The organism is Gammaproteobacteria bacterium (assembly GCA_013001575.1).
Taxonomy (GTDB): domain Bacteria; phylum Pseudomonadota; class Gammaproteobacteria; order Steroidobacterales; family JABDMI01; genus JABDMI01.
Window position 1 is genome coordinate 16,494 of the sequence record JABDMI010000102.1, and the last position, 12,832, is coordinate 29,325.

The window sequence follows — 12,832 nt, forward strand, 5'->3', positions numbered from 1 at the left end:
TTTCTCTTATATATTAATAATTTAATATATAAAACTTTTAGCAGGATTGATTAAAAATTTTTATGCAAAAATTCTTCCAGTCGATTGAACAGTATGTCCAGTTGCTCCAGATGGCCCAGGGTGACCACTCGAAAGTGATCATTACTCGATAAATTAAAGCCGGTTCCTTGTACCAGCAAACAATGCTGCTGATTCAAAAACTCCAATACGAACTTTTCATCATCCTTGATCGGATAACGCTCGGAGTCGAGCTTGGGGAATAAGTAGATTGCCCCTTTTGGCTGCACACAACTTAGACCTTCGATAGCGATTACTCGCTTATAGGCGTACTCAATTTGCTCGTACAAGCGTCCTTGAGGCAAGACCAGGTCATTGATACTTTGATAACCCCCCAGTGAGGTTTGTACCGCGTATTGGCCTGGCGCATTGGCGCACAAACGCATGGAAACCATCATATCCAGGCCTTCGATATAGTCCGCCGCATGCAATTTGTCGCCGGACAGCACCATCCAGCCAGAACGAAAACCGGCTAAACGATAGGCTTTGGATAAACCGTTAAAGCTCACACATAAAGTGTGCTCCACCAGGCTCGCCATGGGCGTATGTATGGCATCATGATAAAGAATGCGGTCATAGATCTCGTCGGCAAAAACCACCAGACGGTGTTTTTCAGCCAGGGTGGCAATCTTTTGTAATACCTCTTTGGAATATACCGCACCCGTTGGATTGTTGGGGTTGATAACGACAATCGCTTTGGTTTTTACTGTTATCTTGCTTTCGATGTCGCTTATATCCGGCTGCCAGTCCTTGGTTTCATCGCATTTGTAGTGTACGGGTTTCCCTCCGGCCAAAGACGTTGCAGCTGTCCATAGCGGATAATCCGGAGTCGGGATCAATACTTCATCGCCCTGGTTAAGCAAGGCCAGGGTAACAATGCCGATCAGTTCACTGACGCCATTACCCATGTAAATATCTTCAATCTCGGTATCCAGAAGTCCATCGAGTTGGCAGCGTTGCATAATGGCTTTGCGGGCTGAAAATATGCCTTTGGAGTCGGTATAGCCTTGGGCATTTTGCAAATTACGCACTACGTCCTGGATAATCTCTTCAGGCGCCTCGAAACCGAAATGTGCCGGGTTGCCAATATTAAACTTGTGCACACGCTGTCCGGACGCTTCCAGACGGTTAGCGGTTTGTAATACTGGACCCCGGATTTCATAGCAAACGTCTTTAAGCTTATGCGCTTTGCTAAAGGGTTTTTCGGAAAGGGTCATTTGAGTTGTTCCATTAGTGATGCAAGGCGTTGACGCATTTCTTCAAGCATCAAATTGCCGTTTGCACCCGGTGAGTTTCTGTGCGCCAATGTATTGGTGATATCAGCAGATTGCATGGCGTCACTTTCTTGCATTATGTCTTGATACACGTCACGAAAGGCTCTGCCTTGTTTAACCGCATCGACGGCCTGATCAGTCGCGTACATTTCAGAGCTGATGGCCTGTTGCATTTTTTCGGAATTGAATTGCATAGACTTGATCAGTTCGGGCAGTAGGCCTAAGGCTTGTAAACCGGTTTCCAACGCGCGCATTAAAGGTGCTTTGGTGAACTGCAGGTCACGATGATAACTTGATGGCAGTGACAAAATCCCCTGTAGTTCTGTGCTGGCTGCTTGCACGCTTGCATGTACTGCACGTAGGAGCTCAACACTGTCCGGATTTTTTTTGTTTGGCATGATCGATGAGCCGGTGGTGTATTCCTCCGGTAAATGCACAAAATCAAATTCTTGTGATGTGTATAAACTCAGATCCCAGGCCAGGCGTCTGAGATCCAGAGTACACATCGACATTGCTTGCAAAACCTGTAATTCGTACTTGCCGCGTGAGTTTTGCACATTTTGCGGGTTAATTTGTAAACGCTCAAAGCCGAGTTCTTGCGCCACTTGGTCTCGAGGCAAAGGCAGGTTGATCCCGAATCCCGACGCGGTGCCCAGTGGCGAAGCGTTTATCCAGTTAAGCGTGGATAATGTGAGTTCAAGATTTTCGATAAATGCTTCGGCAAATCCGGCCATCCATAAACCAACCGATGAGGGCATGGCGCGTTGTAAATGGGTGTAGCCCGGCAAAGGCAAGAACTCAAACTCGGTTGCTTTGTGCAAACAACTCAATGCAATCGCGTGACAGTTATGCGCAAGAATTTCCAGACGATCTCGCATATACAATCTAATCGCCACCATGACCTGATCGTTGCGGCTGCGACCCGTATGCACTTTGCCACTCAATTCACCCAATACTTCGGAGAGGTACCACTCGATGGCCGAATGTGAGTCTTCAAAACGCTGATCAAGGACAAATTCGCCATTCTCGAAATCTATCAAGAGTTGGCTTAAGGCCTGATGCAATTGTTGATATTCGATTTGACTCAAAACGCCAATAGTCAGCAGACCGTTAATGTGGGCTTGGCTGGCTTGAATGTCATATTGCATTAAAGCGCGATCCAAAATCACATCTTGACCAGATAAAAACTCCATCAAGGCTTCACTGGGAAGGGTGCAAGTTGTGGATTTTTTCCAAAGTGGCGCATTTCGTATTATTTTGCTTGATTTATTGTTCATGCTTAATTAATTCAGATTGAGTTATTTAGTATCCTTTTAGCTTCCAAGTTTCGCTTTAATCGCTCGTGTTAACGGTGAGTAAAGGCGCAAGTCCCAGTGCCAGGTTCATGTTTTGCAGCGCTTGTATGGCAGCGCCTTTGAGCAAGTTATCCAAGACACACACTAATCGGACATTCTTTCCATCCCGTTCATCAATGGCAAACCCGCCAATGATTGCACCAGGCTTTTTGGCAATGTCCTGAAGGAACGGTATTTCTTTTTGCACCTTGATCAGCTCATGGCCTTGGTAGGTTTGGGTGTATAGATCGAGCAGATCAGATGAACTGATCTTGCTGCTAAGTTCTGCGCTAACCGTCACACTTAAGCCTTGAAAATGGGGAGCAACGTGTGGCATGAAATTTACCGCCCGACCAAGGTGTTTGGAGATCTCCTGTTCGTGCAGATGTCCGGCAAGTGCATAAGGTACTAGATTGTCTTTAAGTTTGTTCGGGTCGTTCTTGTCACTTGGTGTGCTGCCAGCACCACTGTAGCCGGAAACACCGAACACACTGGGTTTACCGCACAAGTGATCACGCAAGGGATAGAGAGCCAATTGTGCGGCGCTTGCATAACACCCCGGATTTGCGATCGACCTTGATTGCTGGAGTTGCAGAGTATTGAGTTCACTTAAACCGTACGACCAGCTGGTATCTGACAGGCTTTCAGCTATTTGACTGCATTGCATGCGATGATCAAATGACAAGTCGACAATGACTGCGCTTGCCGAGTGTTTACGAATTTCTTCCACATAGGTATGTGAAACATTATTAGGTAAAGCCAGGAACACCACATCCGCCTGTAATTCGCCAACCTCGGCAGGATTAAGCGCGGTAAAAGTTAAATTTGGGTCTGAAAACGAAGGAATCTGTGCCTGAACCTTTTTCCCACCCGCAGTACGGGAACTGACGGCCAGCAAATTACAATACGGGTGTTGGTCAAGCAGTTTGATCAACTCATTGCCCACATAACCTCGTGCGCCGATGATCGCAACCTTGTACTGTTTATGACTACTCATGTGCGCACTACTTGCATGGAGTCTTTCCAGGCAGAACAACGTTGAAAGGCATCGTTTACGCAATCGTGCAAATAATCGAAATCCTTTACCCCGTAACTAAAACTCACCCATTGTTGGTTTTTCATACTGAAATCCGACTTGTGATAATACCAGGGAGTAAAGGCATTGCTTTTACGCGAGCGCCAATACAATTGCGGACATTCTTTTTTTAATGCACGCCACAATGCCGCTGCATAACCCTTGCCACGCGCTTCGGGGGTGACCGCGAATTTGTCGAGATAGGGCACTCCATTAAAGCCGGTAACCACCACAGCGGCAGCACCTCCAGACTCGGAGATCAGTACTTTATGAATCTCGTGTTGCTTGAAATAATCGTCTTTTAAGCTACGCGCAAACGCCGATTCGATCAAGCTTGTGAGTTCGCTTTCTTGCTGTTTGTTCAGCTGGGTAAGAACTTGAATATTTTCGCCCTGATTGATCAAGGTTCCAGCGCCGCGATGCGTGAATAGCTCACGCACCAGATGGTCTACCGAGGTTATCGACACAGATGCGTTTGCGGGTAGGGGTTTGAGCAAGTCGTGTATTTGTTCCAGTTTAAGGCGCATCCCAGAATGCACCCAGTCGGCCTGCATCAAGTTGGCATAATCATTTTTCAAACTAATTGCTGAGATGAGTTTATTGTCTTCATCCAATAGGCCACCTGTGGGTGTGATAAAAATTATTTTACTGGGCGAGATTGCCCAGACCAGTTCGCGTGCGGCTACGTCGGCGTTGATGTTCACAACTTGTCCGGATGAGGTTTCGCCCAGGCTGGAGATCACCGGCAGCAGGTCGGCTTCAATGGCGTCGCGAATGCTGTCCAGATTAATGTGTTTGATCTTGCCAACCAGGCCGTAGCGTTCCTTGTCGTCATAGTCACAGGTGAACACACCGTGCTGCATGCCAACTGCGCGCACCTGATGTTTTTCCAGGGTATTGACCAGATCACGATTCACTTTGTAAATAGTCGGGCGGACGACTTCCATCACCGCTTCACTGGTAACCCGGAATCCATCCACTTTATTTGAAGAGATGCCGGCCGCATTAATGGCCTGATCCAGCTGTGGTCCGGCACCATGGATCAATATAGGATGCAGGCCCAAGTGGCGCAACACAGAAAGGGCAGCACATAAGTCATCCAGGCGCTCATGGATTATGCCGCCGCCTACTTTGATCACGGCAAAACGCATTTCATCATTAACGTTGTATTGCTCGAGATAGTATTGCGCTTCATGACTGGAGCTTAACTGGCTTAGTACTTCTCGAATTAGTTGTCGGGTATGTTGCATGTTATTCTCGGGTAATTATTCAATGCTTAGGCGGAAATAATTACTTTCACGGTCGGGAAATTTTTTCGTAAAGTTCGAAGGCAGTCTGTAACTGGGTTTTTAATACAAATTCATCGGCACTGTGAGCCTGTTTGATGTCGCCGGGTCCAAGCACGATTGCAGGCAATCCGCCCGCATTGAACAGCGAGGCCTCGGTCCAGAATCCAACGGGTTCACCGGTCTTGAGGGCATGCCGTGTAATAAAGGCCTGCGAGGCTAGATTATCGTAACCCTTACTGGGCAAGGAGGGTCCAGCGAAAGAAGGATGCCACTCGATATTCGCTTCAACAGGAGCACAGTCTTTGATGTCTAATAAAAACTGTTGCATGTCAGAACCGGGCGCGAGACGCGCACTCCATTTGCAGTAAGCACGGTCTGCACTGATGTTGCTTTTAATCCCGCCTTGCAGCACCCCGATGTTAAAGCGCGCGTTGCTATTGTTTTGATATTCCTGATTCACATAATCCAAAGCGGCTTGCGCCCAAGTCACCAAGTGGTGATTGGCGCTTTGGCGTAAGGCCTCAACATTCGAGGAGTGACCGGCAAGACCCGAGAAATCCATCGCTACAGACAAAAAACCGCAATGTTCGGTAATGGCCTCGCAATTGGTGGGTTCGGCAACCACAGCTTGAGCATAGCCCTGACTGAATCCCGCTTGAATGAATTCACTGATGCAGATGCCATCGGCGCCTTCTTCATCGGTGGTAAACAGGAAAGCCAGATCGCGTGAATCGAGTTTGGAAAGTTCAATCAAACAGGCGGCTGCACCTTTGATATCGCAACTGCCCAATCCGATGACGCGGTCTTGAATTTCAACAAGTTGATGTGGCGATTGAGTCCATTCATTGACTGCGGGTACGGTATCCAGATGCACATTAAACAGTATGTCCGGATTTCCACGCGTGGCGTAAAAGCTCACACTGCCATTGCCCAAATCAAAGATCTGGATGCTGAAGTCGGACAGAACTTTGGACAAATACAGGAAAATGTCACTATTCTCATGCAGGTCGCGTGGTGGATTCTGAGTGTCGTAGCCAACCAGAGCACGGGTATATTCAATGATATTGGCGAGATGCGAATTGCTCATTGCGTGTTGTCCTTTTGTCGTCGCAATCGTTGCGCCATTACGGTGCTTTGCCCGCTGAGTTTAATAAAACCAACCGCTTCAGAGGGTGACCAGGTACAACTTTGGGCATACACGGCCTCCGGGTCTTGCAAAATGTGCTCACTCTCGATGTCTGTGGCCAGTAAGGATCCGCCCTCGGTTGATAAAGTGACCGTGCCGTTGATGTAGGATTGGGAGTTACTCAAATACGCTTCAAGATCGTGCTTGTGAGGTTCGTAGAAATATCCGGTGTAAACCAACTCGGCCCAGCGTGCTGCAATTTGGGCATGAAACTGATTTTGCAATTTGGTATTGACGGTATTCATCAAGGCTTTATGTGCGATCAACAGGGCATCAATACCGGGGCATTCGAAAACGATACGACCTTTAAGCCCCAAGGAAACATCACCGGTGTAAATGTGTCTTCCCACACCATAAGCGCCGAGGCTTTTATTCAACTCCTGGATCATTTCCGGACCACTCACGGTTTGTCCGTTTAGCGCGACTGCAATTCCGTTTTGAAATGTCAGTTGAACCTGTAGAGACTGTAGTGGCCATTGGGCACGCGGTTTACACCACACATACGCGTCTTCAGCGGGCGCTTTGAATTCATCGATCTCACTACCGGAAATGGTTATGCCAAGCAGATTTTCATTGATGGAGTAGCGTTTACTTGAAGCGCTGATATCGACAGGCGTATTTTTCAAACACTCCAATTCAAAATCACGAACCTTGTCGACCTTTTCTTGTAATTCTCGTACAGGCGCATGAATGACATAGTCACCCAGGCTCATCACGGTCAGGTCAAAACGCATTTGGTCATTACCCATACCGGTACAACCATGGGCAAAACGCTTGGTTTGCAACTGATCACACAGTTCCAGACACAAGCGCACAATGACGTAGCGATCCGAGCACAGTAAGGGATATTCGCCCAACATGCGTGCGCCTGACCAGACCAGCGGTATTACGAATTCATCCCAAATGGCCTGTTCGGCGTTTAAGGTGTGGTGTCGAGTAGAGCCGAGTAGTTGGGCGCGTTTTTCGATCTCGTCAATCTCGCTTTGCTCAATCCCGCCTGTGGACACAAAAACCGTATGCACCTCGTAGCCATCCTTGACCAATTGCCAAAGACAATAGCAGGTGTCCAGACCACCGGAAAATGCGAGTACTAATTTATTATTTTCTATATTATTCATTAAGATATGTTAATTATTTAAAAGATTTATCATTAAGGATTTTTGCACATGCAAGCGATTTTCCGCTTCATCTATCGCTAAACAATAGTCAGCATCCATCACCGCATCGGTGGCTTGAATATTCCGCCGTAGCGGCAAACAATGACTGAAATAGGCGTTATTGGTCAGAGCCATTTTTTTCTCATCGACGGTGAAATGCTTATATTGCTGACGATGCGCCTGTTCGGTCTTGACGTCGCCATATAAATCCAGCGAGCCCCAACTTTTGGCATACACCACATCGGCATCAGCGTAAGCGCTTTCGATATCGTGACTGAGTGTGAAACTACCTCCATGGGCGCTGGTGAACTCTTGGGCTTTATCGAGATAGTGTGAATCGAGTAAGTAATGCTGATCCGGGTATAGCAGGGTTACATCCATGCCGAATTTGCTCGCAATCAGTAGCGCCGAGTTAGCGACCGCGGTATTCAAGGGTTTGGGATGATAAGCCCAGGTCAGCACAAACTTTTTGTTCTGCACCGAGCCGAGCTTTTCTTGCAGTGTTTGCATAAGCGCCAGTTCTTGGCAAGGATGCACTATGGTTTCCATATTGATCACCGGAACACTGGAATGCTGGGCCAAAGCATTGATCAGAAGGTCTTGGCGGTCTACAGACCAGTCGGTGAAACTGGGGAAAGCTCTTAGCGCGATCAGGTCACAATAGCGAGAAAGAACTCCGGCGACTTCAATGATGTGCTCTTCGGCGTCGCCGTCCATGATTACATTGGGTTTGAATTCGATGCCCCAGGCGTCTTTACCCGGTTGCAATACCACAGCAATTCCGCCCAATTGTTGCATGCCGATCTCAAACGAGGTGCGAGTTCGCAAGGAAGAGTTCAAAAACAACATTGCGATAGACTTTCCTTCGAGCGCCTTATTCAAGGGACTCTGTTTTAATTCGCTCGCCAGATCCAGGATCTTTTGCAGATCATCCTGGCTCCAGTTCTCGGTGCTTAAAAAATGCTTTTCCATAGTTTCAGTAGCTGTATTTCTTTGGTTTCGGCTTATGATCTTGATTTGCATACTTATAAAAAAACCCGGCATTTAGCCGGGTTATGTAAATATGTTATGAAATCTTTATCAACTATATTTACCCGGCATAAATAAACGCGCACGCGCTGGTCGAGGGCGTGCCGGAGCGGCTGGGCGGATTGCGCTGATAAACGTCATGGATTGGACTGTACAGAAGTAATTACTGCATGGCAACAAATAATTAAATTACAAATGTAACTAAATATCGAGGGAAAATCGCCAAAGCAATGAGATTGTGGGTTGTTGTCATAACTGTGAAATTTACATAAACCGGATTAACTGGATTTGTAAACACCTCACGCTGTGTCTTTCCCTAATAAAGTAACGTATGATTCGCGATGATTTTTTAGAATTTAATTTGATGGACGAATTACTTTTATGCAACTTTCAGAACTCATTCAAATCGCCGATTCACAATTGCTTAGCGTAACCAAACGCCACAATGCCGTCATGCAATCGGGCAAGGGCATGCGAATGACCGATACAGCAGGCAATGAGTATCTGGACTTTGTAGGTGGCTGGGCAGTGACCTGTTTGGGGCATTCGCCGATGGCTATTATTGATGCCATAACCGAACAGGCAGATCAATTGATCAATTCGAGTCCGTCCTATTACAACCTGCCCATGTTGGAATACACCAAGCTGCTGGTTGATAACACTTGTCTGGATCGTGTGTTTTTTGCGTCGTCTGGAGCCGAAGCCAATGAAGGCGCCATTAAGCTGGCTCGCAAGTACGGTCAGAAGCACAAAAATGGCGCCTATGAGATTATCACCACCAGCAACGCATTTCATGGCCGTACTCTAACTACCATGGCAGCCACTGGCAAAGCCAAATGGAAAGATCTGTACGAACCCAAGACCAAGGGCTTTAAGCAAGCGGTTTTTAACGACCTGGAATCGGTTGCATCCTTGGTCAATGAAAACACCGTGGCTATCATGCTTGAACCAGTACAAGGCGAGGGTGGTGTGAATGTTGCCACCCAAGAGTTTATGCAGGGCCTACGCAATCTGTGTGACGAGCAAGGCTTATTGTTGATCCTGGACGAAGTACAAACCGGCTTTGGGCGTACGGGCAAACTGTTTGCCTACGAGCACTACGGGATTGAGCCCGACATCATGAGTCTGGCCAAAGGAATCGCCGGTGGGTTTCCTTTATCCGCTTTGCTGGCCAAAGAATTCTTGAATATATTTGAAGCGGGAGACCAGGGCGCTACCTACAGCAGTCAACCCCTGGGCATGGCGGTGGGTAAGGCTGTACTGCAGGAATTGTTGGACAAGGATATTCCCGAACACGCCGCCCACATGGGCCGGTATTTAAAATCCATGCTGCAAGAGCTTTCCGAGATTTACCGCATTTCCAATATTCGTGGAGAAGGCTTATTGCTGGCCTTTGATGTGGGTAGCAATATTGCCGGCAAGATCTCGGACCAGTGTTTTGCCAATGGACTGTTGATCAATGCCTGTAAGCCCGATTCCTTGCGACTGATGCCGCCCTTGATCGTGAATAAAAACGAGATCGACGAGATGTTGGAAATAGTCGCTCAATTCCTCACCAGGCGATAATAATAATAAACATAATATAAGACAGAATTAGCCTGATTAAGCTATAATATTCAGATTGAACGGGGTCGTAAGGCCCTGTTTTTCTATGTAAATGTCTGTGAGATTATCCGGACACCATCACTTGATTTCGAGTTTTTCGATTTGATCACCTTAAGCGCCAATAATCTGAGTAAATGGCGGGACCACCATTGTGTCTTGGACAGTGTGAGCTTTTCCCTGTCATCGGGAGAATGCTTGTGGGTGCAAGGAGATAACGGGGCGGGTAAAACCAGTCTGTTACGCATATTGACCGGCCTTAGTCAGGCCGATGAAGGCGAAATTTATTGGACAGAAACCGCGGTTGACGCGCACAGTCATGATTATCGCGCCAACATGCATTATGTGTCGCACCGATCAAGTTTGGTACCACATCTGACGGTGCATGAAACCATTGATCTGTTGTTTCCATTGCTCGGGGCAACAGCCAGTAGTGACATTGAATTATTACTTGAGGATGTTGGTCTGTCCCGGCAGCTTGGGCAATCAGTCGCCACACTGTCGGCAGGCCAACAACAAAGACTGGGCTTATTGCGTTTGCTGGCTAGAAACAAACCTTTGTGGATTCTGGATGAACCACAAAGCCATTTAGACCTGAGCGGTCAAGCGTGGTTGCAAAAACTGTTGTCTGATCACGTGCAGAATAATGGCCTATTGATCGTAGTAAGTCATAGTGTGGCAATGAATTTGCCCAATTTGCATAATCTGGTATTGGAAAATCATGCCGAATGATCTGAAAGCCTTGTATCAACTCGAATGGCGTAACTTCAGTCGCTCGCAAGGGCAATGGTTATTCCCTGTGATGTTTTTTGTGCTGGTGATCGTGTTGTTCACACTGGGAGTTGATCCGGAAGCACAACGCTTGCAACAAATGGCACCGGCCGTCATCTGGTGTGCGTTTTTGTTGTCTTTGTTGTTAGCCCTGGATCATTTGTGGCGGGATGATTATTTGTCAGGCGTGTTGGAACAACAGTTGTTGCATACTCAAGCGCCTTTGCAATTGCTGTTACATAAAATTGTCATTCGCTGGGTCTTGTGTGTATTGCCATTGCTGTTATTTTTGCCAGTAGCTTTTAGCATGTTGCAATTGCCACTGTCAGCGATTCTGGTCAGTGCACTTGGTTTGATAGCCGGCTCGTTTGTATTTTGGTCCTTGGGAGCGGGCTTAAGTGCCTTGACCTTAACGGATCGTCGACCGGCACTGATGAGTTTATTATTGCTGCCACTGGCTGTGCCCTTGCTCATCTTTGGCAGTCGGGTGATCAAAGAAGCTGTCGTAGGCAATAGCGTTAGCGGGTTTTTATTGCTACTGACAGGACTGTGTGTGTTGAGTATAAGTATTGTGCCCTGGGTTACGCACGCTGGTATTCGTTTAAATCTGGATTAGTAATAAATTTATTTTGATATGAAAAAATGGTTTCATCAATGGGTTTCGCCTCCGCATCTCTACGAACGGGCGGATCGCTATGCATCGGTGTTTTTTGTTCTTGCAATGATCGGCATGCTAATAGCCTTATATGGTGGTCTGGTCTTGGCGCCGCCAGATTACCAGCAGGGTGACGCATTCCGTATCATTTATGTGCATGTACCGTCTGCCTGGTTATCGATGTTTGCTTACGCCTTTATGGCCGGAGCCTCATTGGTGGCACTGGTGTGGCGTTTCAGTGCCGCGCATGCCGTAGCGGCATCTATAGCGCCGGTAGGTGCGGTGTTTACTGCAATGTGCCTACTAACCGGTTCCTTCTGGGGTAAACCCATGTGGGGCACCTGGTGGGAATGGGACGCACGCATGACCTCCGAGTTAGTGTTATTGCTGATCTATCTCGCATACATGGCCTTGCGTTCGGCCTTTGCAGAACAGGCCAAGGCCGATAAGGCGGCGGCCATTTTTGCCTTGATCGGTGTGGTCAATTTGCCCATTATTCATTACTCCGTGTATTGGTGGAATACATTGCATCAAGGCGCCACGGTTAGCAAGATTGGAAAACCTTCGATTACCTGGGATATGGGTTGGCCATTACTGGTCATGACCATTGCATTTATGCTGTTCTTTGGCGCTGTTGTCCTGATGCGAACCCGGGGTGAATTATTATCACGTGATCGACGCACCAAATGGGTCAGGGAAATTTTAATGCCTGAGGGGGGGTCACACTAATGCAGGAATTTTTTGCCATGGGCGGTTATGCCCTGTATGTATGGTCATCCTTTGGGATCAGTCTGCTTGGTATAGTTTATCTATATTTTGAAGCCAGGAAGTACCACAAGAAACAACAGCGTCTGGTCAGATACTGGTTACACCGTCAATCCAAAAAGAAATCTTCATGAAACCACGACAAAAAAGACTTTTTGCAATATTAGCCACTCTGGCTGGTGTGGGTGTCGCAGTGGCGATCATCCTGATCGCTTTTGAACAGAACCTATTGTATTACGTAACCCCGAGTGAATTACACGTGGAATTACTGGTAAGTGAAAACAATACGCAAAATAATGCAACAAACAGCACACCGGCAAAAAAATATCATCTCGGCGGAATGGTCAAACAAGGATCCGTACTACGCACCGCAAATTCGCTAAATGTGACATTCGTGTTAACCGATTATGAAAAAGAAGTGCCGGTCAGTTATTCTGGCATTCTTCCGGACCTGTTCAGGGAAGGTCAAGGCATAATCGCCATCGGCAGTTTGCAAGCGGATGGAAGCCTTAAGGCCGAAAAGGTTTTGGCCAAACACGATGAGAATTACATGCCACCCAAATTGGACAAGGACTCCATGAACAAAAAGATGCTCGAACAAAGATCCAACTCGTCGGGTACTGATAAAAAGCCTTGAT

At 47.2% G+C, this 12,832-nt stretch carries 13 protein-coding genes; 6 read left to right on the top strand and 7 right to left on the bottom strand.

Annotated features, from left to right (window positions below; translation table 11 throughout):
- Window positions 1-50: 50 nt before the first annotated feature.
- Genes HKN88_08475 through HKN88_08505 form a run of 7 tightly spaced genes read right to left on the bottom strand, consistent with a single transcriptional unit; the run spans window position 51 to window position 8,344 of the window.
- Window positions 51-1,274, bottom strand: a complete 1,224-nt coding sequence (locus HKN88_08475) for a pyridoxal phosphate-dependent aminotransferase (protein NNC98093.1) — start codon at window positions 1,272-1,274, stop codon at window positions 51-53.
- On the bottom strand, window positions 1,271-2,608 hold the full coding sequence (gene argH, locus HKN88_08480; GenBank protein ID NNC98094.1) for an argininosuccinate lyase: 1,338 nt from the start codon (window positions 2,606-2,608) through the stop codon (window positions 1,271-1,273). The genes HKN88_08475 and argH overlap by 4 nt, the downstream gene beginning before the upstream one ends.
- A 55-nt stretch (window positions 2,609-2,663) precedes the next feature.
- Window positions 2,664-3,662, bottom strand: a complete 999-nt coding sequence (locus HKN88_08485) for an N-acetyl-gamma-glutamyl-phosphate reductase (protein ID NNC98095.1) — start codon at window positions 3,660-3,662, stop codon at window positions 2,664-2,666.
- Complete coding sequence (locus tag HKN88_08490; GenBank protein ID NNC98096.1) at window positions 3,659-4,990, bottom strand: acetylglutamate kinase; 1,332 nt, start codon at window positions 4,988-4,990, stop codon at window positions 3,659-3,661. Before HKN88_08490 ends, HKN88_08485 begins: the two co-directional genes overlap by 4 nt.
- Before the next feature lie 46 nt (window positions 4,991-5,036).
- On the bottom strand, window positions 5,037-6,116 hold the full coding sequence (locus HKN88_08495) for an acetylornithine deacetylase (protein ID NNC98097.1): 1,080 nt from the start codon (window positions 6,114-6,116) through the stop codon (window positions 5,037-5,039).
- On the bottom strand, window positions 6,113-7,324 hold the full coding sequence (locus HKN88_08500) for an argininosuccinate synthase (protein ID NNC98098.1): 1,212 nt from the start codon (window positions 7,322-7,324) through the stop codon (window positions 6,113-6,115). The genes HKN88_08495 and HKN88_08500 overlap by 4 nt, the downstream gene beginning before the upstream one ends.
- 18 nt (window positions 7,325-7,342) lie before the next feature.
- Window positions 7,343-8,344: an N-acetylornithine carbamoyltransferase gene (locus tag HKN88_08505; GenBank protein ID NNC98099.1), complete on the bottom strand. Its 1,002-nt coding sequence runs from the start codon at window positions 8,342-8,344 to the stop codon at window positions 7,343-7,345.
- Between the two features lie 438 nt (window positions 8,345-8,782).
- On the opposite strand from HKN88_08505, the gene HKN88_08510 reads away from it, so the two are divergent.
- From HKN88_08510 to ccmE, 6 genes are all read left to right on the top strand, one after another.
- Window positions 8,783-9,967: an acetylornithine/succinylornithine family transaminase gene (locus HKN88_08510; protein NNC98100.1), complete on the top strand. Its 1,185-nt coding sequence runs from the start codon at window positions 8,783-8,785 to the stop codon at window positions 9,965-9,967.
- A gap of 141 nt (window positions 9,968-10,108) precedes the next feature.
- A complete protein-coding gene (gene ccmA, locus HKN88_08515) occupies window positions 10,109-10,735 on the top strand; it encodes a heme ABC exporter ATP-binding protein CcmA (GenBank protein NNC98101.1) in 627 nt (208 codons plus the stop codon).
- A complete protein-coding gene (locus tag HKN88_08520; GenBank protein ID NNC98102.1) occupies window positions 10,725-11,390 on the top strand; it encodes a heme exporter protein CcmB in 666 nt (221 codons plus the stop codon). Before ccmA ends, HKN88_08520 begins: the two co-directional genes overlap by 11 nt.
- Window positions 11,391-11,408: 18 nt before the next feature.
- A complete protein-coding gene (locus HKN88_08525; GenBank protein ID NNC98103.1) occupies window positions 11,409-12,158 on the top strand; it encodes a heme ABC transporter permease in 750 nt (249 codons plus the stop codon).
- On the top strand, window positions 12,158-12,328 hold the full coding sequence (ccmD, locus tag HKN88_08530; GenBank protein ID NNC98104.1) for a heme exporter protein CcmD: 171 nt from the start codon (window positions 12,158-12,160) through the stop codon (window positions 12,326-12,328). The genes HKN88_08525 and ccmD overlap by 1 nt, the downstream gene beginning before the upstream one ends.
- Window positions 12,325-12,831 (top strand): cytochrome c maturation protein CcmE, encoded by a 507-nt coding sequence (gene ccmE, locus HKN88_08535; GenBank protein ID NNC98105.1) that lies wholly within the window; start codon window positions 12,325-12,327, stop codon window positions 12,829-12,831. The genes ccmD and ccmE overlap by 4 nt, the downstream gene beginning before the upstream one ends.
- The last annotated feature ends 1 nt before the right edge of the window (window position 12,832 follow it).

Coding starts and splice junctions, on each gene's coding strand:
- HKN88_08525 (NNC98103.1), top strand. CDS start 11,409: ATGAAAAAATGGTTTCATCAATGGGTTTCGCCTCCGCATCTCTACGAA.
- ccmE (NNC98105.1), top strand. CDS start 12,325: ATGAAACCACGACAAAAAAGACTTTTTGCAATATTAGCCACTCTGGCT.
- HKN88_08475 (NNC98093.1), bottom strand. CDS start 1,274: ATGACCCTTTCCGAAAAACCCTTTAGCAAAGCGCATAAGCTTAAAGAC.
- HKN88_08490 (NNC98096.1), bottom strand. CDS start 4,990: ATGCAACATACCCGACAACTAATTCGAGAAGTACTAAGCCAGTTAAGC.
- HKN88_08510 (NNC98100.1), top strand. CDS start 8,783: ATGCAACTTTCAGAACTCATTCAAATCGCCGATTCACAATTGCTTAGC.
- ccmD (NNC98104.1), top strand. CDS start 12,158: ATGCAGGAATTTTTTGCCATGGGCGGTTATGCCCTGTATGTATGGTCA.
- HKN88_08520 (NNC98102.1), top strand. CDS start 10,725: ATGCCGAATGATCTGAAAGCCTTGTATCAACTCGAATGGCGTAACTTC.
- HKN88_08485 (NNC98095.1), bottom strand. CDS start 3,662: ATGAGTAGTCATAAACAGTACAAGGTTGCGATCATCGGCGCACGAGGT.
- argH (NNC98094.1), bottom strand. CDS start 2,608: ATGAACAATAAATCAAGCAAAATAATACGAAATGCGCCACTTTGGAAA.
- HKN88_08505 (NNC98099.1), bottom strand. CDS start 8,344: ATGGAAAAGCATTTTTTAAGCACCGAGAACTGGAGCCAGGATGATCTG.
- HKN88_08495 (NNC98097.1), bottom strand. CDS start 6,116: ATGAGCAATTCGCATCTCGCCAATATCATTGAATATACCCGTGCTCTG.